Source organism: Streptococcus infantis (assembly GCF_964243025.1).
In the GTDB taxonomy this organism is placed as follows: domain Bacteria; phylum Bacillota; class Bacilli; order Lactobacillales; family Streptococcaceae; genus Streptococcus; species Streptococcus infantis_N.
In genome coordinates, this window is record NZ_CAXTDJ010000001.1 from 241,444 (window position 1) to 267,907 (window position 26,464).

The following is a 26,464-nucleotide window of genomic DNA, read 5'->3' on the forward strand; positions in this document are numbered from 1 at the left end:
TTTCTTCCTTATGGTATAATAGTTTCATGGATAAAAAATATGAAAAAATTTCCCAAGATTTGGGTGTAACTTTAAAGCAGATTGATACTGTCTTGTCTTTGACAGCAGAAGGAGCAACAATCCCATTTATCGCCCGTTATCGGAAAGATATGACAGGAAGTCTAGATGAGGTAGCCATTAAGGCTATTATCGACCTCGATAAGAGTTTAACTGCTCTAAATGATCGTAAGGAAGCGGTCTTAGCAAAAATCAAAGAGCAAGGCAAGCTAACAAAAGAATTGGAAGAAGCTATTATAGCAGCTGAAAAACTTGCAGATGTAGAAGAACTCTATCTTCCCTATAAGGAGAAACGTCGGACCAAGGCAACGATTGCGCGTGAGGCTGGACTTTTTCCACTTGCTCGCTTGATTTTACAAAATGTTTCGAACCTAGAAAAAGAAGCAGAAACATTTGTCTGTGAAGGTTTCGAAACTCCTCAAGAAGCTTTGGCTGGGGCTGTAGACATCTTGGTTGAAGCACTATCCGAGGATGTTCATTTACGTTCAATGACCTATCAAGAGGTACTTAGACGCTCTAAGATTACTTCTCAAGTCAAAGATGAGAGTCTTGATGAAAAACAAGTCTTTCAGATTTATTACGATTTCTCAGAAACAGTTGCAAACATGCAAGGTTACCGTACGCTTGCCCTTAATCGTGGTGAGAAGCTAGGCATTTTGAAAATTGGCTTTGAGCATGCAACTGATCGTATTCTATCTTTCTTTAGTGTTCGTTTTAAAGTTAAGAATGCTTATATTGACGAAGTTATTCAGCAATCTGTCAAGAAAAAAGTACTACCAGCTATTGAGCGTCGAATTCGTACTGAACTAACAGAAAAGGCAGAAGAAGGAGCCATTCAACTCTTCTCAGAAAACCTTCGAAATCTTCTCCTTGTTGCACCTCTTAAAGGGCGTGTAGTTCTTGGATTTGACCCTGCCTTTCGTACGGGTGCCAAGCTTGCAGTTGTTGATGCGACTGGGAAGATGCTGACGACCCAGGTCATTTATCCCGTCAAACCAGCCTCTGCCCGTCAGATTGAAGAAGCAAAGAGAGATTTGGCAGATTTGATTGGCCAATATGGTGTGGAAATCATTGCCATCGGTAATGGTACTGCTAGTCGTGAGAGTGAAGCCTTTGTCGCTGAAGTACTTAAAGAATTTCCAGACGTCAGCTATGTCATTGTCAATGAGAGCGGTGCATCTGTCTACTCAGCTAGTGAACTTGCTCGTCAAGAGTTTCCAGAGTTAACTGTTGAAAAACGTTCTGCTATTTCGATTGCTCGTCGCTTGCAAGACCCACTTGCTGAATTGGTTAAAATTGATCCCAAATCCATAGGTGTCGGTCAATATCAGCACGATGTTAGTCAGAAAAAACTGTCTGAAAGTCTGGACTTTGTCGTAGATACAGTAGTTAACCAAGTTGGTGTCAATGTCAATACAGCTAGTCCAGCCTTACTTTCACACGTAGCTGGGCTTAACAAAACAATCTCTGAAAATATCGTGAAGTACCGTGAAGAAGAAGGAAAAATCACTTCACGCGCCCAAATCAAGAAAGTTCCTCGTTTAGGAGCAAAAGCCTTTGAACAGGCTGCCGGTTTCCTCCGTATCCCTGAAAGTAGCAATATCCTTGATAACACAGGTGTTCACCCAGAAAACTATGCTGCTGTTAAGGAACTCTTCAAACGTTTGGACATTAAAGACCTAAATGAAGAAGCGCAAGCCAAACTCAAATCTATTTCAATCAAGGAAATGGCCCAAGAATTAGACCTCGGTCAGGAAACCCTTAAAGATATTATTGCAGATCTTTTAAAACCGGGTCGTGATTTCCGTGATTCTTTTGATGCTCCAGTCCTTCGTCAGGATGTCTTGGATATCAAAGACTTGAAAGTTGGCCAGAAGCTTGAGGCCGTTGTCCGTAACGTCGTTGACTTCGGTGCCTTTGTTGACATTGGTATTCACGAGGATGGCCTGATTCATATCTCTCACATGAGCAAGAAATTCATAAAACATCCGAGTCAAGTCGTTTCAGTTGGTGATTTAGTAACCGTTTGGGTGAAGAAGATTGATGTCCAACGCGAAAAAGTAAATCTGTCGCTCCTTGCCCCAGATGAATCTAACTGATTACATTAAACAAGTCTCTTTAGAAGACTTTGGGAAACCTTTCAAACACCAAGCTCAATGGAATTCTCGTCTACGGTCGACAGGTGGGCGATTCTTTCCCAAGGATGGGCATTTGGATTTTAATCCCAAAGTCTATCAAGAACTTGGTTTAGAGGTTTTTCGGAAAATTGTCCGTCACGAACTCTGTCATTATCATCTATACTATGAGGGCAAGGGGTATAAACATAAAGATGTAGCCTTTAAGAAACTGTTAAAAGAAGTAGACGGGCTCCGCTTTGTTCCTCCCTTATCAAGTGTCAGTCAAACACCACTTCTAGTCTATATTTGTCAGACTTGTCGCCAAACCTATCAACGAAAGCGACGAATTGATACCAAACGTTATCGTTGTGGTCTCTGTCGTGGCAAACTCATTTTGCAAAATCCGCCTAAGGACTGATGCAAGAAGTTTTTATTTCATGTTATACTTATTTCAAGAATACCGAAAGAGGTACAAACTATGAATAAAAATTTTTACAAAATGAGACGAAATCGTATGATATCAGGAGTACTTGCTGGACTCTCTGATAAATGGGACCTTGATGTTACTCTTGTGCGCTTCATTTTTGCTATCTTTACAATCGCAAACTTCGGACTTGGAATCATCATCTACATCATCCTGGCCTCTATCTTGCCAACAAAAGAAGATATCGAAGCTGATATGTACGGAACTGGCCCACGTAAGATTAAAGAAGCTGAACCAATTAATGATGATGATAAAGGTTGGTTTTGGTAGTTTTACTTAATTGTTTATGTTTAGATAAAAAAAAAGATACCTTAAGGTATCTTTTTTAAATACTAAACAACTGACCCAATAGATAGGTCACTCCCATGGTTAAAAGACCGATACAGAGGTTACGAATCATAGCTGTTCTAGTTGGGGCTTTCCCGAGTTTGGCACTGGTGTAACCTGTAATCAATAGAGAAATCGCAACGATAAAAACAGTAGCAGGGATTCGATAGTCACTTGGAAAGATGGTGATGGAAAGCATTGGTGGTAAACTACCAAGAACAAAAGCGATGAAGCTAGATGCTGCAGCATGCCAAGGATTGGTAAACTCTTCATACTCGATTCCGTATTTTTCCTCAACTAAAGCTTTAAGTGGATTTTTAAGAAAAAGCTTTATTGACTAAAAGTTGAGCTGAAGTTTCACACTCACCATTTTGAAGATAAGCAGCATAGAGAGATTTCTTTGCAGCCTCGATATCCTTATCCAAAAGTAATTGCTCACGGGCTACAGCGGCTTCTTCAGTGTCTTTTTGAGTGGATACTGAAACATATTCACCTCCAGCCATAGAGAAGGCACCCGCTAAGATGGCAGCCAAACCTGAAAGAAAGATTATCCAGATATTACTGGTTGCACTGGCAACCCCGATAACAACTCCAGCGATGGAAATGATCCCGTCGTTGGCTCCGAGCACACCAGCACGTAGAATATTTAAACGACCAGCGAAGTTTGTATCAATTTCATGTGTAATTTTTGACATATTCTTCTCCTTTATATTCATTATAAAGTATGGGAGAAGTGAAAACAAACTTTTTAAACTTTCTGAAAAAAGTTCTACAATTTTAATAATAGCCATAGCTATTTCTTATGCCAATATATAACAAAGTTGTATTTGTAACTGACTGCCATAGATGATACAATTAATTTAATGAAATCTTTGGAGGTCTGATGATGACTCGTGAATTTAAATTCGAAACCCTACAATTGCATGCAGGACAAGTGGTAGATGCTACTACCAAGTCTCGTGCTGTACCAATTTATCAAACAACATCTTTTGTATTTGAAGATACACAAGAGGGTGCAGACCTTTTTGCCCTTCAAAAAGCTGGAAATATCTATACTCGTATCACTAACCCAACAACTTCAGCCTTTGAAGAGCGTATTGCAGCTCTTGAAGGCGGAGTAGGTGCACTTGCCACAGCTTCTGGTATGGCAGCTCTTACTTATACTATCCTTGGACTTGCTCATGCAGGAGATCACGTTGTTGCAGCTTCAACTATCTACGGTGGGACCTTTAACCTTTTGAAAGAAACTCTTCCTCGATACGGAATTACCACAACATTTGTAGATATCGATAATCTAGAAGAAGTAGAGGCAGCGATTAAAGATAATACCAAACTTGTTTTGATTGAAACTTTGGGTAATCCAGTTATCAACATTCCTGATATTGAAAAAATAGCTGAAATTGCTCATAAACATCGAATTCCTTTGGTTGCTGACAATACATTTGCAACACCATATCTCATTAATGTCTTTTCACACGGTGTAGATATCTCAGTTCACTCGGCAACTAAATTTATCGGTGGACACGGTACAACTATTGGCGGTGTCATTGTTGATAGCGGTAAGTTTGACTGGGCTGCTTCAGGGAAATTCCCTCAATTCGTCAATGAAGATCCAAGCTACCATAATTTAAGCTATACTCGTGATGTAGGTGCTGCAGCCTTTATCGTCGCTGCTCGTGTTCAATTGCTTCGCGATATGGGAGCTGCCCTTTCACCATTTAACTCATTCTTGCTCCTACAAGGTCTTGAAACACTATCTCTCCGTGTTGAACGTCATGTGCAAAACGCTGAGAAAATCGTTGATTTCCTTGTGAACCATCCAAAAGTTGAAAAAGTTAATTATCCAAAATTAGCTGATAGCCCTTACCATGCCTTGGCGGAGAAATATTTACCAAAAGGTGTTGGTTCAATCTTTACCTTCCATGTTAAAGGCGGAGAAGCAGAAGCTCGTAAGGTGATTGATAGCTTAGAAATCTTTTCAAACCTTGCAAACGTAGCAGATGCCAAATCATTAGTCGTTCATCCGGCAACTACAACGCATGCTCAGTTGTCTGATTCTGACTTAGAAGCAGCAGGAGTAACTAAAAATCAAATCCGACTTTCAATCGGTCTTGAAAATGCTGATGATTTGATTGAAGATTTGCGTCTTGCACTTGAAAAAATCTAAAAATAACTAGTTTTTATGAAATTAAGCATCCTTCTCACGAATAATAAAGTGAGGAGGATTTTTATGTATAGTATTTCGTTTCAAGAAGATTCGCTTTTACCAAGAGAGAGACTAGTAAAAGAAGGAGTAGAAGCACTCAGTAACCAAGAATTACTGGCAATATTACTAAGGACAGGTACAAAACAGGCCAATGTTTTTGAAATAGCACAGAAGGTCTTAAATCAGCTGACTTGTTTAACTGACCTAAAAAGAATGAGCCTGCAGGAATTGCAGACTCTATCAGGTATTGGACGTGTAAAGGCTATCGAATTACAAGCCGTTATTGAATTAGGATACCGTATCCATAAAAGGGAAACAGTGGAAATGGAGAGTATTCTTAGCAGTCGTAAATTAGCTAAAAAGATGCAGTCTGAGCTTGGAGATAAAAAACAAGAGCACCTAGTGGCGCTCTATCTAAATACTCAAAATCAAATCATTCACCAGCAGACTATTTTTATCGGGTCTGCCACGAGAAGCATTGCTGAACCCAGAGAAATTCTCCACTACGCTTTGAAGCATATGGCAACATCTGTGATTCTGGTTCATAATCATCCATCAGGAGCAGTAGTTCCTAGCCCCAATGATGACCATGTTACGAAGCTTGTTAAAGAAGCCTGCGAATTAATGGGATTGGTCTTATTGGACCATTTAATCGTCTCTCATTCTGATTATTTTAGTTACCGCGAGAAGACGGACCTGATATAGGATTATTTTTTGAAGTTTAGGGGACCCTGCTCAATCGCTTGTAAAGCATAGGACTCAACTTCGTTCATATCAATTTTAGGAAGAGGATCTATTGTAGGTATTAGCAACTTTTCTTGTACGATAAAGTCAATAATAGCATTGAAGTCTTCAATTTTATAATACTTTTTTGAGTGGATCAAGATATCTCTGTAAAAAACAAGCGAAGAACGAAATCTGCCTTTAAATTTAGCATCTGCCTTTTTACAAAATGGTTTTGCCTTTTTAGACATTTCTTTCAGTTCTTTTTGTTTGTCTTTTAGTGAGAGTTTGTCGAGATACTCTTTATTCTTAGAAAATGATTGGTAACTTTCTGCCGTTAAAAGACTATATAGATTAGAAAGTTGAAAATAAACTTCTATTTTCTTTTCCTTATAGGTTGAGAAATGGTCAATTTCCTTGCTCTTAACAGATGAGAAAACATTAACTTCTAAATCTCTAAAAAGCTCATGAGTAGAAGGGGACTAAGTTCATTCATAATTAATTAGCTAATTTATCGAAATTACAATTCATTGACGACATAGTCGAAAAGTGTTTTATCTTTGGGGCGATTTTCAAAAAGAAATTCGGGATGCCATTGAACACCAAGATAAGGGAAACCGTCTGTAGTTGTAACAGCTTCGATAATACCATCTTTAGGATCATGTGCTACAACCTTAAGATTAGGAGCTAAATCTTTGATGCTCTGATGGTGGAAAGAATTAATATGAGAGATTTCACCATAGATTTCTCTTAGAATAGTATCTGGTTCAGTGACAAGCCGCTGAGTAGTGTATTCAGCGGAAGTATCTTGCCAATGATCTTCGATATCTTGATAAAGAGACCCACCCATGGCTACGTTAAAAAGTTGAGTACCACGACAGACAGAAAAAATAGGTTTCTTTTGCTTGATTGCTTCTTTAATGAGGGCTAACTCAAAAATATCACGTTGAAGGTGGTAATCGTCGCTATCAATAGCTTTTGGCTCACCATAGTATTTAGGGTCAACATTTTGTCCACCAGTTAAAATAAGTTTATCAATTAAACTAATGTAGTAACCGGCCATTTCTTCATCACCAATCGGTAGGATAATGGGGATACCTCCAGCTTCCTTAACTCCTTCAACAAAGCCTTTGGCAGCATAACTCATCATAAGCTCATCGTCTGGATGGGCTTTTTCGTTTCCTGTAATCCCAATAACTGGTTTTTTCATAAATCAATTCGCTTTCTAATCCTCTTTTCGCATGAAATAGAGGAGGGTTTGAAGTTCGCTAGTAAGATCGACATACTGAACAACTACGTCTTTAGGAAGATGTAGGTGAACAGGAGAAAAACTGAGGATACCTTTGATACCAGCATCAACCAAAAGTTCCGCAACTTCTTGAGATTTAACACTAGGAACAGTAAGAATAGCAGTTTTAACATCACTATCCTTAATTTTGTCCTTTATTTGAGAGATTCCATAGATTGGAACACCGTCGTGTGTCTTGGTACCAACCTCAGGATGATCATCTAGGTCAAAAGCCATGATGATTTTCATTTTATTACGCTCATGAAAGCGGTAGTGGAGGAGGGCATGCCCCATATTTCCAATACCTACCAGCATAACATTGGTAATAGAATTATCATTTAAAAGATCAGCGAAAAAGTTCATGAGCTTTTTGACATCATAGCCAAATCCACGACGTCCAAGTTCGCCAAAGTAAGAGAAGTCACGACGAACAGTGGCAGAATCAATTCCAATCGCTTCTGCAATTTGTTTGGAATTAGCTCTTTCAATTTTCTCGGCATTAAATCTTTTAAAAATACGGTAATAGAGAGAAAGTCTCTTTGCTGTTGCTTTAGGAATAGCAGACTGTTTTTCTTTCACAAAATCACAACCTTTCTATCTACTATTTTATAGAAAGCTTGTGAAAATTGCAACAATAACGAAAAAAAACTAAGAAAAAATCTTAGTTTATCTTCGTTTCGTGGTAAGTTCTTAAAAAGCGGTAGAGGTTACCTAGAAGCCCTTGATAGATTTCAACTCCATCATGTGTTAATGAAGTAATATGAGTAGTATCAGGGAGAGTTACACAACCCGATAGAGAGAGCATAAGAGCTTCATAGTCTTCATATTCTTGCACACGCTCTACTTGATAGGAGTCCTTGTAAGTTAATCGAAACATAATGACCTTCTATCTTTCACTTTTTGTAAATACGCCACGTTCAACCAGGCTATCCATCAAAAAGTAAAATTTCTCTTGGTGGATATGAGTTTCTTCTGATTTGAAGATATCAACTAAACGTAGACCAAATTTATCAGTGATATTGATTTTTACACCAGTTAAGTCTTTGTTGATGATAATCTTAAGTTGGAATCCTTCTCCGCTATTTGGAACCTTTTCAAGTAGACGCGTTAATTCATAGTTCCCAACTTTAGTTTCAAAAAAAGTATTATCTTTAAGCGTAAATTTTTTAACAGTTGGACTAAGTGTGTATTCGTAACGACAATTTTTAAGTTTAATCGTTTGTTCAAATGCCATTAAGTTTATCCTCCGATGATATTTTTAAGAGTTTTAGCAAGAGTTATCATTTCTTGTTCTGTATTTTGAGGTGAAATGCTGACGCGTACAGACTCGTGTAAGCGAGGTGATTCTTCTCCGTAGAAGGCTTGAAGAACATGACTGACCTGAACAACACCAGCTGTACAAGCAGAACCTGTTGAAATAGAAATACCTTCAAGGTCTAAACGAAGTAGTAGTAGATCGTTGCGTTGTCCCGGAAATCCGATATTTAGGACATAAGGGAGTTGCTCTTTACCTTGATTGAGATAATAGGTTGATCCAGTCATCTCAGTTAGAAAAACTTTCTGTAGTTTTTGAACTTTATTAAAGTTAGCCTCTAGATGATCTATATCGTCCTTAAGTGCTGCAACCATACCAATAATTGCGGGAAGGTTTTCTGTCCCTGCTCTTTTTTTCTGTTCTTGATCTCCACCATGTAGATAAGGATCAAAATCTGTAGAAGCAGCGTATAGGAAACCGATACCCTTTGGACCGTGAAATTTATGAGCAGAAGCACTGAGGAAATCTATCCCTAGTTCTTCAGGAAGAATCTCTAGCTTCCCGACAGCTTGAACAGCATCTACATGATAAGCTGCTGAATGTCCTTTTAAAATCTGACCAATTTCAGCGATTGGTAAAAGAGTACCTGTTTCATTGTTAACATACATAGTTGAAACGAGAATAGTATCTTCACGCAGTGCATTTTTGACTTGATCTGCAGTGATTCCTTGATTGTCGGGTTTTAAAATAGTCACTTCAAACCCAAAATTTTCCACCAGATATTCAATTGGTTCAAGCACAGCGTGATGCTCGATAGCAGTAGTAATAATGTGTTTTCCGCGATTTTGATGACGAAGACAGTAGCCGATAATAGCTGTATTATTACTTTCTGTACCACCAGAAGTGAAGAAAATGTGTTGGGGCTTTGTACCTAGTAAACCTGCTAACTCTTGACGGGCTTCACGTAATAATTTTCCTGCTTGACGCCCATGACCATGAATACTAGAAGGATTGCCATAAGTCTCCTGCATGACTTGAGTCATTGCTGAGATAGCTGCAGATGACATGGGTGTCGTAGCAGCATTATCTAAATAAATCAAAAACTCACCTAATTTCTATTTAAATTTAAATAGTGGACTAACTGGTTTTCTTTCATGAATACGAACCATGGCATCACCAATTAGTTCGCTTGCGGTAATATATTGTACATTCTTAGGTTTTTTACTTTCTGTCAATACAGAATCTGTAACCAAGACTTCCTTGATATTAGCTTCATCTAACAACTCCGCAGCACCGTTGACGAACAATCCATGGCTGGATACCGCGTAGATTTCAGTAGCACCATCGCGTTCCAAAATTTTAGCAGCTTCAGAAAAAGTACGGCCTGTATTAAGAATGTCATCGATTAAGATCGCTTTCTTACCTTCAACCTCTCCGATAATGTAACCTTGGCTACGTTCAGAATCATCTTGAGCATAGTCAATGATAGCAATCGGAGCATCAAGGTATTCAGCAAGGCTACGAGCACGTTTTACACCTGAGTTTTTAGGGCTGACAACAACCACATCTGGACCAGTTAAACCTTTATCAATGTAGTGTTTTGCAAATAGCGGAATTGTATAGAGGTTATCTACAGGAATATCAAAGAAACCTTGTACCTGAACAGCATGAAGGTCCAGTGTCAATACACGGCTAACCCCAGCTTTTACTAACATATTTGCAACCAGTTTTGCAGTAAGTGGTTCTCGAGAAGAAGCAATACGGTCTTGACGAGCATAACCAAAGTATGGAAGCACAACGTTAATGGTATTTGCACTAGCACGAACACAGGCATCAACCATGATTAATAGTTCCATCAAGTGATTATTTACAGGGTAGCTGGTTGATTGGATGATATAAACATCATATCCACGAACACTTTCTTCGATATTAACCTGGATTTCACCATCGGAGAATTGACGTGATGACAACTTTCCAAGTGGAACACCTGCAGCATCCGCAATTTTTTGAGCTATTTCATGATTGGATGAAAGAGAAAAAAGCTTCATATTTTTTGTATCTGACATTGATAAACCGTCCTCTATAAACTAAGTAAATCGGTGAAAAAACATTTTTAAAGGAAAGTGTTTTCTTTCACAGATTCTATTATTTTTTATCTCTTCTATTTTATCAAAAAAAGAAGAGAATTTCAGTTTTTTTTCATATTTTCTATAAATCTCACTAATTTAGAAGGAGCTTTCTTGTAATGGATCTCATTTACTTGTAAAAACTCCTGAAAATCAAGACTTCCTTGGTCACCATTCTCAACTTCTAGCTCTAGTTCATAATCTACAATATCGAAGTAGCGGCTTTGATCAAGCGCCATGAGTCCAATAGCTGTTTCTTTTTCGTAACGAACAGTAGTTAGGCAACCTAAAACCACCCAACCACTTGTTGAAAGTCCACGGCTAGTTAGTTCTTCTAGAATCATTCCCTGAGGGAGTTTACAATTTTCAAGACAATATTTTGCTTCCTCAAGAGTAAGGGATTGGTTGTATTCCATATTTCCGACTTCTTGAGGAATCTTAATAGTCAGTTCGGCGCTTGAATCGAACGTACGAATGCGCATAGCGATTTTATGTTGACGAAGGTAAAAACCAGGCGTATCTAGGTAGTAATTTTTTTGTGTAATAGGAGTGACTTCTGAAAATTGAGCTAGCAATCGATTATATTCTTCTTTACTGAGAAGTGTTTTCATTTCTATTTCTAAATGTTTCATTTTTACAACCTTTTCTTTATATTTGAAAGCGATTTATGGTATAATAAGCATTGTATTTATTGTATATGATTTTCATGAGAAAATCAAAAACTAGATAAATGAAACTGCATAGAGAATTGGACGTAAGAGTTATATGATTACAGAATGGGAAGAATTTTTAGATCCTTACATTCAAGCTGTCGGAGAATTAAAAATAAAACTCCGAGGAATCCGAAAACAATATAGAAAACAAAACCGACATTCTCCAATTGAGTTTGTCACGGGTCGGGTTAAACCGATTGAAAGTATCAAAGAAAAAATGGCACGCCGGGGTATTGGCTATGACACACTTGAACAGGATTTGCAAGATATTGCAGGTTTACGTGTCATGGTTCAATTTGTAGACGACGTAAACGAGGTTGTTTCTATCCTTCGTAAAAGACAGGATATGAGAGTTGTTCAAGAACGTGATTACATTACTCATCGAAAGGCATCGGGTTATCGTTCTTATCATGTGATTATTGAGTATATGGTTGATACGATTTACGGTGCAAAAACCATTCTAGTTGAGATTCAAATTCGTACCTTGGCTATGAACTTTTGGGCTACAATCGAACATTCACTCAACTATAAATATCAAGGAGATTTCCCAGAGGAAATCAAGGAACGACTTGAAATTACAGCCAGAATTTCACATCAGCTAGACGAAGAAATGAGTAAAATACGTGCTGATATCCAGGAAGCGCAAGCGCTCTTTGATCCTTTGCACAGAAAGTTAAATGACGGGGTAGGAAACAGTGACGATACCGATGAAGAATACAGGTAAGCGAATTGACCTAATTGCCAACCGTAAGCCTCAGAGTCAGAAAGTTCTATTCGAGTTAAAAGAACGATTAAAAAAGAATAATTTTATCCTGAATGATAAAAATCCAGATATCGTCGTCTCTATTGGTGGAGATGGGATGTTGTTGTCTGCTTTTCATAAGTATGAAAACCAACTGGATAAGGTTCGTTTTGTTGGGGTTCATACAGGACATTTAGGTTTTTATACGGATTATCGTGATTTTGAGTTGGACCAATTGGTTACAAATTTACAGCTGGATAATGGAGCTCAAGTGTCTTATCCACTCTTAAGTGTCAAAATATTTCTCGAAAATGGTGAAGTCAAGTCCTTCCGAGCACTAAATGAAGCTAGCATTCGTCGAGCGGATCGAACTATGGTTGCTGATGTCATTATTAACCATGTTCCCTTCGAACGCTTTCGTGGTGACGGCCTAACAGTTTCAACGCCGACTGGAAGTACTGCTTATAATAAATCACTTGGTGGAGCAGTCCTACATCCAACGATAGAAGCATTACAATTGGCTGAAATTGCTAGCCTGAACAATCGTATTTATCGTACGCTGGGTTCTTCAATTATTGTTCCTAAAAAAGACAAGATTGAATTGATACCGACTCGAAATGACTATCACACAATCTCAATCGATAATAGTATTTATTCTTTCCGAAATATTGAGAAAATAGAGTATCAGATTGATCACCACAAGATTCATTTTGTAGCCACGCCAAGCCACACCAGTTTTTGGAATCGTGTCAAAGATGCCTTTATTGGTGAGGTGGACGAATGAGGTTTCAGTTTATTGCCGACGAACATGTCAAGGTCAAAACCTTTTTGAAAAAACATGAAGTTTCAAAAGGGTTACTTGCCAAGATTAAGTTTCGAGGTGGTGATATTCGAGTAAACGGGCATCCGCAAAATGCAACCTATCTCTTAGATATCGGAGATGAAGTCGTCATTGATATTCCGCCAGAGGAAGGATTCGAGACACTTGAAGCAATTGATTATCCTCTAGATATTCTATTTGAAGATGATCATTTCTTGATTATCAACAAACCCTTTGGAGTCGCTTCAATCCCTAGTGTCAATCATTCCAATACCATTGCCAACTTTATTAAGGGCTACTATGTAAACCAAAATTATGAGAATCAGCAGGTTCACATTGTGACACGGCTTGATAGAGATACCTCTGGATTGATGCTTTTTGCTAAACACGGCTATGCGCATGCCAGATTAGACAAACAATTGCAAAAAAAGGCTATTGAAAAGCGTTATTATGCCTTAGTCAAGGGAGATGGTCATCTGGAACCTCAGGGAGAAATCATCGCTCCGATAGCCCGAGATGAAGATTCTATCATCACTCGACGAGTAGCAAAGGGTGGAAAATATGCCCATACATCCTATCAAATCGTGGCATCTTATGGGAATATTCACTTAGTTGATATTCGTCTCCACACTGGGAGAACTCACCAGATTAGGGTTCATTTCTCGCATATTGGATTTTCATTACTTGGAGATGATCTTTATGGGGGAAGCTTAGAACATGGCATCGAGCGCCAGGCTCTACATTGCCATTACTTATCGTTCTATCATCCTTTCTTAGAAGAGCAGTTAGAGCTAGAATGCCCACTGCCGGATGATTTCGACACACTTATTACACAGTTATCAAATAATAATTTATCTTAAAAGGAGTCAAAACTCATGGAAGTTTTTGAAAGTTTGAAAGCCAACCTAGTTGGTAAAAATGCACGAATCGTTCTACCTGAAGGTGAAGAACCACGTATCCTACAAGCAACGAAGCGTTTGGTTAAAGAAACAGAAGTTATCCCTGTACTCCTAGGAAACCCTGACAAAATTAAAATCTATCTCGAAATCGAAGGAATTACAGAGGGTTACGAAGTCATCGATCCAGAACATTACCCACAATTTGAAGATATGGTAGCTTCACTTGTTGAACGTCGTAAAGGAAAAATGACAGAAGAAGAAGCGAGAGAAGTACTCATCAACGATGTTAACTACTTTGGTGTTATGTTAGTTTATATGGGCTTAGTTGATGGTATGGTTTCAGGAGCTATTCACTCTACAGCTTCAACAGTTCGTCCAGCTCTTCAAATCATTAAGACTCGTCCGAATGTGAGCCGTACATCAGGTGCCTTCCTTATGGTTCGTGGCACTGAACGTTACTTGTTTGGTGACTGTGCTATCAACATCAACCCAGATGCTGACGCCCTAGCTGAAATCGCGATTAACTCTGCTATCACTGCTAAAATGTTTGGTATTGAACCTAAGATTGCTATGCTTAGCTATTCAACTAAAGGCTCAGGTTTTGGCGAAAGTGTTGATAAGGTTGTTGAAGCAACTAAAATCGCACACGACTTGCGTCCTGACCTTGAAATCGATGGTGAATTACAATTCGATGCTGCTTTTGTTCCTGAAACTGCGGCTCTTAAAGCTCCTGGAAGCAACGTAGCTGGACAAGCTAATGTCTTTATCTTCCCTGGTATTGAAGCAGGTAACATTGGTTACAAGATGGCAGAACGTCTAGGTGGATTTGCTGCAGTTGGACCAGTTTTGCAAGGTCTTAACAAACCAGTAAATGACCTTTCTCGTGGATGTAACTCTGACGATGTTTACAAATTAACTCTAATTACGGCAGCACAAGCTGTTCATCAATAAGAATGGTATCCCTCTTTTCCTCTTGGTAAAGGGGGATTTCCTTTTTATTAAAATATCATTCATCTGCAAAAATAGCCAAAATATGGTAAAATAGTCAGTAATCATCTATGTTTTATAGAATAAGTTTGTATGAAGAAAAGGAAATAAAATGGCAACTATTCAATGGTTTCCTGGGCATATGTCCAAGGCGCGTCGTCAGGTCCAGGAAAATTTAAAATTTGTTGATTTTGTGACAGTTTTAGTAGATGCACGTTTGCCCTTGTCTAGTCAAAATCCGATGCTGACTAAAATCATCGGGGACAAACCAAGGCTATTGATTCTAAACAAGGCAGACCTTGCGGACCCAGTATTAACAAAAGAGTGGCGTCAGTACTTTGAATCACAAGGTATTCAGACACTTGCTATTAACTCTAAGGAACAAATAACAGTAAAAGTCGTAACGGATGCTGCTAAGAAACTCATGGCAGATAAGATTGCTCGTCAAAAAGAACGTGGAATTCAAATTGAGACCTTGCGTACCATGATTATCGGGATTCCAAACGCTGGTAAATCGACTCTGATGAACCGTTTAGCTGGTAAGAAAATTGCTGTAGTTGGAAACAAGCCTGGGGTGACAAAAGGTCAGCAATGGCTTAAAACCAATAAGGATTTAGAAATTTTGGATACTCCAGGGATTCTCTGGCCAAAATTTGAAGATGAAACTGTTGCACTCAAACTAGCTCTTACGGGAGCAATCAAGGATCAGTTACTTCCAATGGATGAGGTAACGATTTTCGGTCTCAATTACTTTAAAACGCATTATCCTGAAAAGCTTCAAGAACGATTTAAACAAATGAATCTGGACGATGAGGCTCCAGAAATTATCATGGATATGACGCGTATCCTTGGTTTCCGTGATGATTACGACCGTTTTTACAACCTCTTTGTCAAAGAAGTTCGTGATGGAAAACTTGGTAACTATACCTTAGATACATTGGATGATCTCAATGGCAACGATTAAAGAAATCAAAGAAGAATTAGCAAAGATAACTAATCTTGAAAGTCCCTTGTTCAAGGAATTTGAAAAAGATTCTCGTTCAGGTGTACAAAAGGAAATTGAAAAGCGTAAAAAGGCCATCCAAGTAGAAATTGATGAAAATCTTCGCTTAGAAGCCATGCTTCGATATGAAAAAGATCTATATAGTAAAGGGATATCTCTAATTGCAGGTGTAGATGAGGTTGGACGTGGTCCGCTAGCTGGTCCAGTGGTTGCTGCTGCAGTGATTTTACCTCAAAATTGTAAAATTAAAGGTTTAAATGACAGCAAAAAAATTCCTAAGAAAAAACACGAGGAGATTTTTCAGGTTGTCAAAGAGAATGCCCTAGCAATCGGTATCGGGATTATGGACAATCATGTCATTGACCAAGTCAATATCTACGAAGCGACAAAACTAGCCATGAATGACGCTGTTTCGCAACTTCAACCAAAACCTCAACACCTTCTGATTGATGCTATGAAGTTGGACTTACCGATTTCTCAGACATCCATCATCAAAGGGGATGCCAACTCCTTATCTATTGCAGCAGCATCGATTATAGCTAAAGTTACCAGAGATAAGATCATGGCTAACTATGACCAAGAATTTCCTGGCTATGATTTTGCTCAAAATGCTGGCTATGGAACTGCTAAGCATTTAGAAGGAATTGAAAAGCACGGTGTCACACCTATTCATCGCACCAGTTTTGAACCGATTAAAACGATCGTCTCAGAAACTAGTAAAAGATAATTAAAGGAGAGAATTATGGAGGAACAATCGGAAATACTTAGTTCCAAGAAAGAATTTGCTTTCGCGTCCAGTACGATCTTAGCTCAAGTAGGGCGAGGTATTATTGTCGGATTAGTCGTAGGAATTATTGTAGGATCATTTCGATTTTTGATCGAAAAAGGCTTTCATATCGTTCAAGGACTTTATCAAGAGCAAGAAAATCTACTTCGAAATCTATTGATTATTTTATTGCTTTATCTTTTCATATGCTGGCTTAGTGCCAAGTTAACGCGGTCAGAAAAAGATATCAAAGGTTCTGGTATTCCTCAAGTTGAAGCCGAGTTAAAAGGTCTCATGTCTCTCAACTGGTGGAGTGTCCTCTGGAAGAAATATATTCTTGGTATTTTAGCAATTGCTAGTGGACTCATGTTAGGGCGTGAAGGTCCCAGTATTCAGCTAGGTGCCGCTGGAGGAAAAGGAATTGCTAAATGGCTCAAGTCTAGCCCTGTTGAGGAGCGTTCTTTGATTGCTAGCGGAGCTGCGGCTGGTCTTGCTGCAGCCTTTAATGCACCGATTGCGGGGTTATTATTTGTAGTAGAAGAAGTCTATCACCATTTTTCACGATTCTTCTGGGTTTCTACCTTGGCTGCTAGTCTAGTAGCAAACTTTGTTTCCCTTCTCATCTTTGGCTTAACACCTGTGCTTGATATGCCTGATAATATTCCTCAAATGAGTCTTAGTCAATATTGGATTTATCTGGTGATGGGGATTTTTCTTGGAGTTTCTGGATATCTATATGAGAAAGCCGTTCTGAATGTCGAAAAAGTATATGATTGGGTTGGGAAAAAGGTTCACATTGACAAAGCTTATCATCCAATTTTTGCTTTTATCCTGATTATTCCTGTGGGAATATTCCTACCTCAAATACTTGGTGGGGGAAATCAGGTTGTCTTATCATTAACGGAACAAGATTTTAGCTTCCAAATTCTCTTAATTTACTTTATCATTCGCTTTATCTGGAGCATGATCAGTTACGGAAGTGGACTACCAGGTGGTATTTTCTTACCTATTTTGGCTTTAGGATCTTTACTTGGTGCTCTAGTAGGCGTTATTTGTGTCAATCTTGGCCTTGTTAGCCAACAGCAATTTCCTATCTTTGTGATTCTTGGAATGAGTGGGTATTTTGGTGCTATCTCAAAAGCACCTTTGACAGCTATGATTCTTGTTACTGAGATGGTCGGTGATATACGTAATCTCATGCCTTTAGGTATGGTGACCCTAGTTGCCTATATTGTTATGGATCTGCTCAAAGGGGCGCCCGTCTATGAAGCCATGCTAGAAAAAATGTTACCTGAAACAGCAACTAATGATGGAGAAATTACCCTAATTGAAATTCCAGTATCAGACAAAATAGCTGGTAAGCAAGTACATGAACTCAATTTACCACACAACGTACTCATCACAACCCAAGTACATAATGGTAAAAGTAAGACAGTTAATGGATCTACAAGGATGTATCTAGGTGATATGATTCATCTCGTGATTCCAAAAAGTGAAATTGGAAAAGTGAAAGATTTGTTGTTATAAGCTCTATTTACATAATTTATTTTACGTAAAATATTATTGAAAGGATTCTCAATGAAAAGAAATAAGGCAATTGCAGTATATTTGCTAGGCACATTTAGCCAAATGATATCAGTTTGTCTCCTTTTCTTTCTCTTGAATCATTTTTCTATTCATTCCAATCTATTAACTATTTTAGGAATCATTCTAGGTGGGATTTCTTCAACGCTTTGGGGAATAATTGTTGCAAATCACTATTCTCATATTCCTTTTAAGAAAATCGTTAACGATTTTTTTAACATTCATACCAGTTACAAACATTATTTATTATCTTTTTTCCTTATTGTCCTTGATTTTTCTTTTCTAATGTTTGGTGGGCAAATAGTAGAATTTAGCTGGTATCTCCCATTTTTGATGTTCTTCAAATTTATTGTCTTTGGCGGTATAGAAGAGATTGGATGGCGATATGTTTTTCAACCAATTTTACAAGAAAAGTTGCCATATTTTTACTCAACAATCCTAACCTTTTTCAGCTGGGCGATTTGGCATCTGTTGTTTTTTTACATTGATGGTTCCCTAGCAACTCTGCAAATTCTACCGTTTTTATTTGGATTGCTGACGAATTCTTTCATACTCTCAGCTCTTTATATCAAAACAAAGAATCTCTGGATTTGCGTTATGACACACTCGATCATTAACGTCTTGTCTCAGCTAACCATAGACACTGATCGATACGAAACCTACCTGCTTAAAATCTTCGTCATCTTGCTATCCTGCTATATGGTAGTACATAAAAAAGATATGCATAGTCGGTAGCTGATTTTGTTGGAAACAGTATTATTCTTTGGAAAAGTTATTTGCTAAGGAGGACGTACATCATAATGAAAATACTCGATGTTTTATATAATCTTTATGGTGATTTTGATTTCATTGAAGAAAAATACAATGAAAAATACGAAGGTATTCTTATCAATATAAAGGAAGAGCAAGGGTATAAAAGATGCCGCTTGGCAAAAAGAACACCAAAAAAAGAAGGATATTTTACAGTTTTTTGGAAAAAAGACCAAAACAACAAGAACATTCCTTATACCAATGAGGACTTAGGAAATGAACTTATAATCGTTATCATTGATAATGATAAGAGGGGACTATTCATTATTCCAAACGAGGTGGCTATTCGTAAAAACATTCTGTCGACAAAAGATAGCAATGGAAAAATGTCTATGCGATTTTATCCTCCTTGGTGCTCAAATTTAAATACAACAGCTCGAGCAACACAAAAATGGCAATTGCAATATTTTAGAGAAATTGAAATATAAACATATTGCCGGATTACATACACACAAAAGACCTGTTTCTTATGATTGCAGAATCAGGTCTTTTTTTTTCTAGAATTTATCAAACACTTATAACATCTTTCCGAAAAACTATAATTTTCTTGAAAAATATATCTGGCTATGCTATACTACTAGTATAGAAAGATTTGGAGAAAAAACATGAAACGCGAAATCTTATTAGAACGTATCGATAAACTCAAACAAGTTATGCCTTGGTATGTCCTGGAATACTATCAATCAAAACTAGCTGTTCCCTACAGTTTTACAACCTTGTACGAATACTTGAAGGAATACGATCGATTTTTCAGCTGGGTTTTAGAATCTGGTATATCGAATGCTGACACCATGGCAAATATACCTTTAGATGTACTTGAGAACATGACTAAGAAAGACATGGAATCTTTTATTCTTTACTTACGTGAACGTCCTTTGCTCAACGCCAATACAACTAAGCAAGGTGTCTCTCAGACAACAATCAATCGAACTTTATCAGCACTTTCTAGCCTTTATAAGTATTTGACTGAGGAGGTGGAAAACGAGCACGGGGAACCTTATTTCTATCGCAATGTTATGAAGAAGGTTGCAACTAAGAAAAAGAAAGAAACCTTGGCGGCTCGAGCTGAAAATATCAAGCAAAAGCTCTTTTTAGGGGATGAAACAGAGGGATTTTTAAATTATATCGATGAGGAATACCCCAAAACTCTCTCAAATCGCGCCCTATCTTCATTTAATAAGAATAAAGAGCGAGATTTAGCCATTATAGCACTCCTTCTTGCCTCTGGCGTCCGTCTCTCTGAGGCAGTAAATTTGGATCTTCGAGACCTTAATCTCAAGATGATGGTGATTGATGTCATTCGAAAAGGTGGAAAACGCGACTCAGTCAATGTTGCTGCCTTTGCGAAGCCTTATCTGGAGCAATATCTTGCCATTCGAGACAAACGTTACAAGACAGAAAAGACTGATACAGCCCTCTTTCTAACCTTGTATCGAGGTGTTCCAAACCGTATTGATGCTTCTAGCGTTGAAAAAATGGTGGCTAAGTATTCGGAAGACTTTAAAGTCCGCGTGACGCCCCACAAACTACGCCACACCCTTGCAACTCGTCTCTATGATGCGACCAAATCACAGGTTCTGGTCAGTCACCAGCTAGGACATGCTAGCACCCAAGTTACCGACTTGTATACCCATATCATTAATGATGAGCAAAAGAATGCCTTGGATAGTTTGTGATATTACATAACGAGAATTATGTAAACTATTTTTATGTTAGAAAAAGAGCGTAGATTTTTACGCTCTTTTATTCTTTCTATAAAAATTCGATCCAATAATTTCTGTGTGGCTCAATTATGACTGGCTTTCCCCAAAATGACTTTATATAAGCCAGATTCGCAGGGGTTACGGGTCTTTTTTCTTCATTGTACTTCTCAGCACTTTCTTTCGTTAAAAAACATTTAACAGCTTCATATGGCGTACCGTCACTAGCTGTACGATTAATACCCATATAAGCAAATTCATCACCTTTTTGAGGAATGTCAGTAAGAAGTTTTCCAATAAAGTAGACCGTTTTATCTTTCATTAATTCATAAGCTTTACTATTTTCAAGGCGGTTATTAGCTGCAGCATACATAATACAAAAACAATCAACAATGTCTTTCATTGGCATTAACGCTTCTTTGCTTACGATGATTTCCTCAGGAGCAAGACCACCAATGATTAAACTTTTATAATGAGGTTGCTGGATGACATTATCTAAAGCCATTCCTAATGGTAGTTGGACAGCTTGATAGCCTAATGGTTCTAGCTCTTGCTTTTTCTGGTCAAGGTGTTCTTGTGTAATACTGATATTCAAATCATATGGACTTGGAGGTTGTTGCTTGCTAAAAAAAGCCACTACTATACGATCTAACTGTTCAAATAGACCAAGATTTTCCACTGGAATTTTCATCATCGAATATGATCCCCTTTTTTGTTCAGATTTCCTCTTTATTCTACTCTCATTATTTTTGAATATCAAGTCTAAGATAAAAGATATCCATTTAACATGGATATCTTTTACTTTATTCAACAACAGCTTCAGCAATTTCTTCTGCAGTAATTCCTGCGAAGTAACGGCCTAAGTTAATAGTTTGAAGTGCTTTAAGAACATCTTCACGTTCGTATTTAATGCCACGAAGGACATCTTCTACTGCTGCTACGTCTTCGATGCCAAAGAAGTCACCGTAAATCTTGATGTCTTGAATTTTTGACTCAATAACATTAGCAAAGATTTCAACCTTACCGCTTGGGAATTTAGTTCCACGACGGACGTTATACTCTGGTGATTTCCCATAGTTCCAGTCCCAAGTTCCAAACTTAGTTTCTTTGATACGATTGATTTCAGCCAATTCTTCATCTGAGAAGACATACTCAGTCATCTCAGGGTATTCTTTTTTCATGTATTCCAAAAGTAAATCACGGAATTCTTCAACAGTGATCTTTTCTGGCAACTCATCGATAATATTAGTTACTCGAGCACGGACTGATTTAACCCCTTTTGATTCAAACTTATCTTTAGACACTTTAAGTGCGTTAGCTAGGACTGACAAATCCACGTCAAAGAGAAGACAACCATGGTGCATGATACGGCCATTGATATAGGCTTGTGCATTTCCACAGAATTTCTTACCGTCGATTTCTAAGTCGTTACGGCCTGTAAATTCAGCTTTAACACCAAGTTCAGCCAAAGTATTGATAACTGGAGTAGAGAAGCTCTTGAAGTCAAAGGCCTTGTTTTCATCTTCTTTCGAAATGATGGTATAGTTAAGGTTGTTCAAATCATGGTAAACAGCTCCACCACCACTGATTCGACGGACTACTTCGATACCGTTTTCGCGTACATAGTCACGGTTAATTTCTTCGATGGTGTTTTGGTGACGACCTACAATGATAGATGGTTTGTTAATCCAAAGAAGGAAGATTTGATCCTCGTCCAAAAGGTGTTTAAAAGCATATTCCTCTAAAGCGATATTAAAAGCAGTGTCGTTTGAATGATTGATAATGTATTTCATAAGATACCTTCTAATACGATAGAGACTGGAAAAATAATTCCAGTCTAGTCTATCTATTTTTATTTTTTCTTAGGTGAATGGATAGCCATTCCAAGAACATCAGCAAATGCTTCGTACATAACTTCAGAGTATGTTGGGTGACCGTGGATTGTCTTAAGCATTTCTTCAACAGTGATTTCCATTTCGATGATGCTTGACGCTTCATTGATCAATTCAGCAGCTGCAGGACCAATGATATGAACACCAAGGATTTCACCATATTTCTTGTCTGCAATGACTTTAACAAATCCTTGAGCAGCATCTGATGCGATTGCACGTCCGTTTGCGGCAAAGTTGAATTTACCGATTTGGACATCATATTTCTCACGAGCTTGTTCTTCAGTCAAACCAACTGCTGCTACTTCTGGAAGTGTGTAAATAGCTGCAGGAGTCAAGTTCAATTTAGCAACATGGTGATTTCCTTTAAGGGCATTTTCAGCCGCTACTTCACCCATACGGAAGGCAGCGTGGGCCAACATCTTAGTACCATTGATATCACCTGGTGCATAAATACCAGGAACAGAGGTTTCCATGTACTCGTTAACCTTGATACGACCACGGTCTAACTCAAACTCAACTTCTCCGATTCCTTCAAGATCTGGAACACGACCGATTGAAAGAAGGGCTTTATTTGCGATGACATCATCTTTTCCTTCAACCTTGATACGGAGTTTGCCATCTTCTTCAATAATTTCTTGAAGTTTAGTACCTGTCAAGATAGTCATACCTTTACGCTCAAGAATCAAACGGAGGTTCTTAGATACTTCAGCATCCATTGCTGGGACAATACGGTCCATCATTTCGATAACAGTAACTTTTGAACCAAATGTCATGAAGGCCTGTCCGAGTTCGATACCGACAACTCCACCACCAATGATAACGAGGCTTTCTGGTACTTCATTCATTTCAAGGATATCGTCACTAGTCATAACAAGTGATGATTCCATTCCAGGAACGTTAATCTTGCTTACTTTTGAACCACCAGCAAGGATGATTTTCTTAGTTTCAAGCAATTCAGAACCATTTACCAAGACATTCTTATCTTTAGTAATAGTACCGATACCTTTATGAACATCAACTCCATAGCTACGAAGAAGTCCTGCAACACCACCTACAAGGGTATTGACAACTTTAGATTTTGTTTCTAAAAGTTTCTCCATATCAACTGTGAAATTAGGATTTTCAATTACGATACCACGATTTGCTGCATGACCGATATTCTCGATAATTTCGGCGTTGTGAAGGTAAGTTTTAGTTGGGATACATCCACGGTTTAAGCAAGTTCCACCAAGTTCAGATTTCTCAACAAGAGCAACCTTACCACCTAATTGAGCTGCTTTAATAGCAGATACATAGCCAGCAGGTCCACCACCAATAACAACGATATCATAAGCATCATCGCTCTTACCATCATCGTTCGAAGCACTTGCTGCAGGTGCTGGACTAGCTTCTGGTGCAGCTGCTCCAGCTGTTGGGATATTTTCCCCTTCTTCACCAAGATAACCGATAACTTCAGTAACAGGAACAGTCTCGCCGTCCCCTTTCAGGATAGCGATCAAGTAACCGTCTTCTTCTGCTTCCAATTCCATGCTGACTTTGTCAGTCATGATTTCCAAAAGGATTTCTCCTTCTTTTACAAATTCTCCGACTTTTTTATTCCATTGGACGATTTGTCCTTCTGTCATATCCACGCCGGCTTTTGGCATAATTACTTCTAAGGCCATATCTTACTTCCTTTATCTATATTTCTAAAAATAAATTCTCTAAACCAACATTGAGATTGGGTTTTCAATTAAAGCTTTCAAGTCTTTCATAAACTTAGCACCAGCCATACCATCTACGACACGGTGGTCAATTGTTAAACCAAGACTCATAATTGGACGAATCACGATTTCACCATTAACAACAACAGGTTTCTCAATTGTTGAGCTAACCCCAAGGATTGCTGAGTTCGGTTGGTTAATGATTGGACCGAATGATTGAACACCAAACATTCCCAAGTTACTGATGGTGAAGGTTGAATTTTGCAATTCGCTAGGAGCTAATTTACCATCCAAGGTGCGTCCAATAACGTCTTTAAATGCAACTACCAACTCAGACAAGCTGAGTTTTTCAGCGTTGTAAACAACTGGTGTCATCAATCCATTATCCATTCCAACAGCCATCGCAAGGTTGACATAGTTGTGAGTGATAATTGTCTTACCATCTTCAGTTAATGAAGCATTGATGTATGGGTGTTTCATAAGAGTCTTAACAACCGCAAGTGAAAGCAAGTCTGTAACAGTAATTTTCTTGCCAGTTGCTTCCATGATTGGATCAAGAACTTTCTTACGAAGGGCAAGCATTTCAGACATATCGACATCGTAGTTAAGCGTGAAGGTTGGTGCAGTCAAGTATGACTCAACCATACGTTGAGCAATAACCTTACGCATCGGTGTCATTGGAATACGCTCGATTTCTCCATAAGGAGTTACGTTATCTGGAACTTCTTCCACTTTTTCAATCTGAGAAGGTGACTTAATCGTATCGTTTTCAATATTTTCCGGAAGGAAAGCTAAAACATCCTTCTTCATAATCTTGCCACGATGACCAGTTCCTTGGATTTCCTGCCATGCAATGTTATGTTCAAGGGCAATTCGTTTTGCAAGTGGTGAAATGCGAACCACATTAGTGTCTTTAAATGTTTCCACGTCTTCTTTGTGGACACGACCGTTTGCGCCTGAGCCAGAAATATCGTAGAGATTAATTCCTAAATCATCCGCCAATTTTCTAGCTGCAGGAGTCGCTCTTAGCTTATCATCAGCCATGACCTCTCCTATTCTATTTATGATGCAAAGGGCGTTTAAAAGCGACCGAAAAATAGGAAATCAACGTAGACTTCGATGAAGTCAAGGAGATTTATCTTTTTTCCGAGCTTTTAGCCCGTGCTCTAATCTAAGATATCAAGGACGTAGAGAACTTTGCATCTATTAGATACAAAGCTTCTCGTCTGATTATTTTTTTACATAATTTATTTTATGTATTATTGTTTGTTGTGAGTTTTACGGATTGCATCTTTGATGCTTTCAACTGTTGGAATCATTGCATTTTCAAGATTTTGTGCGTAAGGCATTGGTACATCTTCCCCTGCACAGCGGCGAATAGGTGCATCTAAATAATCGAATGCTTCTGATTCTGAGATAATAGCTGAAATTTCACCGATAAAACCACTTGTCTTGTGGGCATCGTTGACAAGAACTACTTTTCCAGTCTTCTTAACTGAGTTAATGATGATGTCTTTATCAAGTGGAACCAAAGTACGTGGGTCTACTACTTCTACTGAGATGCCTTCTTCAGCCAATTCTTCAGCTGCTTGCATAACACGACGAAGCATTTTACCGTATGTTACTACTGTTACATCAGTTCCTTCGCGTTTGATTTCTCCGACACCAAGTGGGATAGTATAGTCTGGATCAACAGGAACTTCACCTTTTTGGTTAAATTCTGATTTGTATTCAAGAATGATAACAGGGTTGTTGTCACGGATAGAAGACTTAAGAAGTCCCTTCATATCAGCTGGTGTACCTGGAGCTACAACCTTCAATCCTGGGATATGAGTGAACCATGATTCCAATGATTGTGAGTGTTGTGCTGCAGAACCTACTCCGTTACCAGCGGCACAGCGGATTGTAATTGGTACTTGACCTTTACCACCAAACATGTAACGAGTTTTAGCTGCTTGGTTGACGATATTATCCATGGCAATAACAGAAAAGTCCATGAAAGTCATGTCAACGATTGGTCGAAGTCCAGTCATAGCAGCACCAGCAGCTGCTCCAGAAATAGCTGCTTCGGAAATCGGACAGTCACGAACACGTTCTGGTCCAAATTCTTCAAGCATACCTACAGATGTACCAAAGTCTCCACCAAAGACACCGACATCTTCACCCATCAAGAGTACATTTTCATCGCGACGCATTTCCTCAGACATTGCAAGGATAATGGTATCGCGGAAAGACATTAATTTTGTTTCCATATTTCTCTAC

General features: G+C 38.4%; 28 protein-coding genes and 1 pseudogene. 15 read left to right on the forward strand and 14 right to left on the reverse strand.

Features of this window, described 5'->3' with window-relative positions; all coding sequences use genetic code 11:
• The first annotated feature begins 26 nt into the window (after positions 1-26).
• From ACESNQ_RS01175 to ACESNQ_RS01185, 3 genes are read left to right on the forward strand one after another with little or no spacing between them, the layout of a single operon-like run.
• On the forward strand, positions 27-2,156 hold the full coding sequence (locus ACESNQ_RS01175) for a Tex family protein (RefSeq protein WP_373074372.1): 2,130 nt from the start codon (positions 27-29) through the stop codon (positions 2,154-2,156).
• Positions 2,143-2,592 (forward strand): SprT family protein, encoded by a 450-nt coding sequence (locus ACESNQ_RS01180; RefSeq protein WP_373074374.1) that lies wholly within the window; start codon positions 2,143-2,145, stop codon positions 2,590-2,592. The genes ACESNQ_RS01175 and ACESNQ_RS01180 overlap by 14 nt, the downstream gene beginning before the upstream one ends.
• Before the next feature lie 60 nt (positions 2,593-2,652).
• A complete protein-coding gene (locus ACESNQ_RS01185; RefSeq protein WP_373074376.1) occupies positions 2,653-2,928 on the forward strand; it encodes a PspC domain-containing protein in 276 nt (91 codons plus the stop codon).
• Between the two features lie 55 nt (positions 2,929-2,983).
• Here ACESNQ_RS01185 and ACESNQ_RS01190 read toward each other — a convergent pair.
• Positions 2,984-3,680, reverse strand: a pseudogene (locus ACESNQ_RS01190) (VIT1/CCC1 transporter family protein).
• A gap of 191 nt (positions 3,681-3,871) precedes the next feature.
• On the opposite strand from ACESNQ_RS01190, the gene ACESNQ_RS01195 reads away from it, so the two are divergent.
• The gene (locus ACESNQ_RS01195; RefSeq protein ID WP_373074706.1) at positions 3,872-5,152 is read left to right on the forward strand and encodes an O-acetylhomoserine aminocarboxypropyltransferase/cysteine synthase family protein; all 1,281 of its coding nucleotides are present in this window, start codon (positions 3,872-3,874) and stop codon (positions 5,150-5,152) included.
• Between the two features lie 63 nt (positions 5,153-5,215).
• Entirely contained in the window at positions 5,216-5,896 is a 681-nt protein-coding gene (radC, locus tag ACESNQ_RS01200; RefSeq protein ID WP_373074378.1) for a RadC family protein, read from the forward strand.
• A gap of 2 nt (positions 5,897-5,898) precedes the next feature.
• Here radC and ACESNQ_RS01205 read toward each other — a convergent pair whose 3' ends face one another.
• The 8 genes from ACESNQ_RS01205 to ACESNQ_RS01240 form a co-directional block, all read right to left on the reverse strand.
• The gene (locus ACESNQ_RS01205; protein ID WP_373074380.1) at positions 5,899-6,165 is read right to left on the reverse strand and encodes a hypothetical protein; all 267 of its coding nucleotides are present in this window, start codon (positions 6,163-6,165) and stop codon (positions 5,899-5,901) included.
• A 269-nt stretch (positions 6,166-6,434) separates the two neighbouring features.
• Positions 6,435-7,124, reverse strand: a complete 690-nt coding sequence (locus ACESNQ_RS01210; RefSeq protein ID WP_373074382.1) for a gamma-glutamyl-gamma-aminobutyrate hydrolase family protein — start codon at positions 7,122-7,124, stop codon at positions 6,435-6,437.
• A gap of 15 nt (positions 7,125-7,139) precedes the next feature.
• Positions 7,140-7,781, reverse strand: coding sequence for a redox-sensing transcriptional repressor Rex (locus ACESNQ_RS01215; protein WP_373074383.1), 642 nt, complete (start codon positions 7,779-7,781; stop codon positions 7,140-7,142).
• An 82-nt stretch (positions 7,782-7,863) separates the two neighbouring features.
• Complete coding sequence (locus tag ACESNQ_RS01220) at positions 7,864-8,079, reverse strand: DUF4649 family protein (RefSeq protein ID WP_004252933.1); 216 nt, start codon at positions 8,077-8,079, stop codon at positions 7,864-7,866.
• Between the two features lie 9 nt (positions 8,080-8,088).
• A complete protein-coding gene (locus tag ACESNQ_RS01225) occupies positions 8,089-8,436 on the reverse strand; it encodes a DUF1831 domain-containing protein (protein WP_004252935.1) in 348 nt (115 codons plus the stop codon).
• 5 nt (positions 8,437-8,441) lie between these two features.
• Positions 8,442-9,557 (reverse strand): cysteine desulfurase family protein, encoded by a 1,116-nt coding sequence (locus tag ACESNQ_RS01230; RefSeq protein WP_373074386.1) that lies wholly within the window; start codon positions 9,555-9,557, stop codon positions 8,442-8,444.
• 15 nt (positions 9,558-9,572) lie between these two features.
• The gene (locus tag ACESNQ_RS01235; protein WP_049496220.1) at positions 9,573-10,523 is read right to left on the reverse strand and encodes a ribose-phosphate diphosphokinase; all 951 of its coding nucleotides are present in this window, start codon (positions 10,521-10,523) and stop codon (positions 9,573-9,575) included.
• A gap of 122 nt (positions 10,524-10,645) precedes the next feature.
• Positions 10,646-11,215: a CYTH domain-containing protein gene (locus ACESNQ_RS01240; protein WP_373074388.1), complete on the reverse strand. Its 570-nt coding sequence runs from the start codon at positions 11,213-11,215 to the stop codon at positions 10,646-10,648.
• Positions 11,216-11,348: 133 nt separating this feature from the next.
• Here ACESNQ_RS01240 and yjbM point away from each other — a divergent pair, with 133 nt between their 5' ends.
• From yjbM to xerS, 10 genes are all read left to right on the forward strand, one after another.
• Complete coding sequence (yjbM, locus tag ACESNQ_RS01245; protein WP_004252944.1) at positions 11,349-12,020, forward strand: GTP diphosphokinase; 672 nt, start codon at positions 11,349-11,351, stop codon at positions 12,018-12,020.
• Positions 12,004-12,822, forward strand: coding sequence for an NAD kinase (locus ACESNQ_RS01250; protein ID WP_004252947.1), 819 nt, complete (start codon positions 12,004-12,006; stop codon positions 12,820-12,822). The genes yjbM and ACESNQ_RS01250 overlap by 17 nt, the downstream gene beginning before the upstream one ends.
• Positions 12,819-13,718: an RluA family pseudouridine synthase gene (locus tag ACESNQ_RS01255; protein ID WP_373074391.1), complete on the forward strand. Its 900-nt coding sequence runs from the start codon at positions 12,819-12,821 to the stop codon at positions 13,716-13,718. Before ACESNQ_RS01250 ends, ACESNQ_RS01255 begins: the two co-directional genes overlap by 4 nt.
• Before the next feature lie 15 nt (positions 13,719-13,733).
• Positions 13,734-14,708, forward strand: coding sequence for a phosphate acetyltransferase (pta, locus tag ACESNQ_RS01260; protein ID WP_049496230.1), 975 nt, complete (start codon positions 13,734-13,736; stop codon positions 14,706-14,708).
• Between the two features lie 148 nt (positions 14,709-14,856).
• The gene (ylqF, locus tag ACESNQ_RS01265) at positions 14,857-15,708 is read left to right on the forward strand and encodes a ribosome biogenesis GTPase YlqF (RefSeq protein WP_373074393.1); all 852 of its coding nucleotides are present in this window, start codon (positions 14,857-14,859) and stop codon (positions 15,706-15,708) included.
• Positions 15,695-16,474, forward strand: a complete 780-nt coding sequence (gene rnhB / locus ACESNQ_RS01270) for a ribonuclease HII (protein WP_373074395.1) — start codon at positions 15,695-15,697, stop codon at positions 16,472-16,474. The genes ylqF and rnhB overlap by 14 nt, the downstream gene beginning before the upstream one ends.
• A 15-nt stretch (positions 16,475-16,489) precedes the next feature.
• Entirely contained in the window at positions 16,490-18,040 is a 1,551-nt protein-coding gene (locus tag ACESNQ_RS01275; protein ID WP_373074397.1) for a ClC family H(+)/Cl(-) exchange transporter, read from the forward strand.
• 51 nt (positions 18,041-18,091) lie between these two features.
• The gene (locus ACESNQ_RS01280; protein WP_373074399.1) at positions 18,092-18,832 is read left to right on the forward strand and encodes a CPBP family intramembrane glutamic endopeptidase; all 741 of its coding nucleotides are present in this window, start codon (positions 18,092-18,094) and stop codon (positions 18,830-18,832) included.
• A gap of 65 nt (positions 18,833-18,897) precedes the next feature.
• Positions 18,898-19,335, forward strand: a complete 438-nt coding sequence (locus ACESNQ_RS01285; protein ID WP_373074401.1) for a MepB family protein — start codon at positions 18,898-18,900, stop codon at positions 19,333-19,335.
• A gap of 177 nt (positions 19,336-19,512) precedes the next feature.
• Complete coding sequence (gene xerS / locus ACESNQ_RS01290) at positions 19,513-20,583, forward strand: tyrosine recombinase XerS (protein ID WP_373074403.1); 1,071 nt, start codon at positions 19,513-19,515, stop codon at positions 20,581-20,583.
• Between the two features lie 76 nt (positions 20,584-20,659).
• Here the strand turns inward: xerS and ACESNQ_RS01295 are convergent, their stop codons facing one another.
• The 5 genes from ACESNQ_RS01295 to ACESNQ_RS01315 all read right to left on the reverse strand — a co-directional run bounded on the left by ACESNQ_RS01295 (position 20,660) and on the right by ACESNQ_RS01315 (position 26,454).
• Positions 20,660-21,301: a hypothetical protein gene (locus ACESNQ_RS01295; RefSeq protein WP_373074405.1), complete on the reverse strand. Its 642-nt coding sequence runs from the start codon at positions 21,299-21,301 to the stop codon at positions 20,660-20,662.
• Between the two features lie 109 nt (positions 21,302-21,410).
• Entirely contained in the window at positions 21,411-22,400 is a 990-nt protein-coding gene (lplA, locus tag ACESNQ_RS01300; RefSeq protein WP_004253729.1) for a lipoate--protein ligase, read from the reverse strand.
• 59 nt (positions 22,401-22,459) lie between these two features.
• The gene (gene lpdA, locus ACESNQ_RS01305; protein ID WP_061863051.1) at positions 22,460-24,163 is read right to left on the reverse strand and encodes a dihydrolipoyl dehydrogenase; all 1,704 of its coding nucleotides are present in this window, start codon (positions 24,161-24,163) and stop codon (positions 22,460-22,462) included.
• A 39-nt stretch (positions 24,164-24,202) separates the two neighbouring features.
• On the reverse strand, positions 24,203-25,246 hold the full coding sequence (locus ACESNQ_RS01310) for a dihydrolipoamide acetyltransferase (protein ID WP_006151524.1): 1,044 nt from the start codon (positions 25,244-25,246) through the stop codon (positions 24,203-24,205).
• Positions 25,247-25,461: 215 nt separating this feature from the next.
• Positions 25,462-26,454, reverse strand: coding sequence for an alpha-ketoacid dehydrogenase subunit beta (locus tag ACESNQ_RS01315; RefSeq protein WP_006152177.1), 993 nt, complete (start codon positions 26,452-26,454; stop codon positions 25,462-25,464).
• Positions 26,455-26,464 lie beyond the last annotated feature (10 nt).